1 protein-coding gene is annotated in these 1,434 nt (G+C 66.1%); it reads right to left on the bottom strand.

The window, feature by feature from the left end; genetic code table 11:
• A partial coding sequence (locus tag C6A77_RS26055; RefSeq protein WP_241507458.1) for a hypothetical protein occupies window positions 1-1,434 on the bottom strand: 1,434 nt, incomplete at both ends.

Below are 1,434 nucleotides of genomic sequence, written 5' to 3'. Positions count from 1 at the left end.
CGGCGCCGTCCCTTTCAGCCCATCGATGTGATGCCGCATCTCCTGCGTCGTCGGATTTCGTACCGTCATCGAAGGGGGTGGCGGCACGTACACCAGCATGTCGATCCCTTGATCGCTCTTGTTCTTCAACCCGAACTGGCTGGGCCGGGAAGGGTGGGTGCTCATGCCAAAAATGTTCTCCGGCTTGACCTTCCAGTGACTGACCAGGGCTGCCGCCAAGGCTTCTTCACCGGCATCGGCCACCACCCGGGTCAGGCTGCCGCCCATGCGCACCGGGCCGACGCTGTGCTGGATCAGGGCCACCAGCCGGTCGCGCAAGGTGGTCGCCATATAGGCGTAGTCGGCCTTGCCACCGACCACATCCAGGGCGACCAGGCTGGCATTGCGCTCCACCGAGTGCAGCTCACGGGCGGTGACCGGGTGTTCACCATCGCGGGCGTGTCGCTGGATGCGGGTTTCCAGCACGGTGACTTCGCCGGCGCTGCGGTTTCCAAGGCGCCGGACTTCCTCTTGCGACAGTGCGGCGTTGTCGAGGCGCACGGTGGTCATGCTGCCGGGGCGCAGCTTGTGCATCAGCCAGCGGGCGCCCCCCATGGCCGCAGGCAGCAGCAGGGCCAGATTGATGGCCATGAACACCTGCTTGCCACGTGCCTCGGCAGTGTCGGGGTCGGCCAGGCGCGCCAGGTCGGTGAAGAACTGCTCGCCGATACTCAGGCCTTCGCCACTGATCATGCGGCTGCTGCCATCGACCATGGCGTCGGCGGCCAGCGCCGCCTCCAGGGCGACGAAGGCATAGCGGCCAAGCGTTACGGCGCCCTTGATGCCGCGCACCACCGGGATGAAGGCCAGTACGCCGACGGCGAACTCGCCTGCGCCGATAACGCCTTGCCACAGGCGCGCCCGGGCCTTGGCTTCGGCGTAGTGGCGGGCCAGCTGCTCGCATGCCTGCTTGACCGGGTACAGGCCACTGGGCCTGTGCCAGGTGTACGGCGGGCTGATGCGCGGGGTGCCGTGCTCGTCGAGGTACTCTTCCCGTTGGGCCTCGGCCCACTGCACATGGGTGAAGGTGGCGAAATAGATTTTGTGGTCGGTGAAGAAGAAGTTGCTGTGCAGGACGAAGCCAAAGCCTTGCTGGCTGCGTTCGCCCATGTGGTCGAGAACAGGCGGGGCCAGTTCGTCGAGGCGGATCGCGTCGTCGATGCACACCAGTTGCAGTTTTTCGCTGGCGGCAAAGGCATGGAATTCCGCCAGCCAGGCGTTGCCCAGGGTGTCGCCGGCATGTTCCAGCACTTGCTGGAGGAAGGTGTCGCGGTGGTTGCGTGCCGGGTCGCGGATCCAGGGGTTGTTGCGAAACCACGCGGGCCCAACGCCGTTCTGCGAGGGGATGCCCAGCAACTGGTCGCAACCATCCCCGCCGTCGAGGGAGAACAGCGC

Origin of the sequence: Pseudomonas sp. AFG_SD02_1510_Pfu_092, assembly GCF_003331055.1 — a bacterium.
Classification (GTDB): domain Bacteria; phylum Pseudomonadota; class Gammaproteobacteria; order Pseudomonadales; family Pseudomonadaceae; genus Aquipseudomonas.
This window is presented reverse-complemented; position numbering and strand designations above follow the sequence as displayed.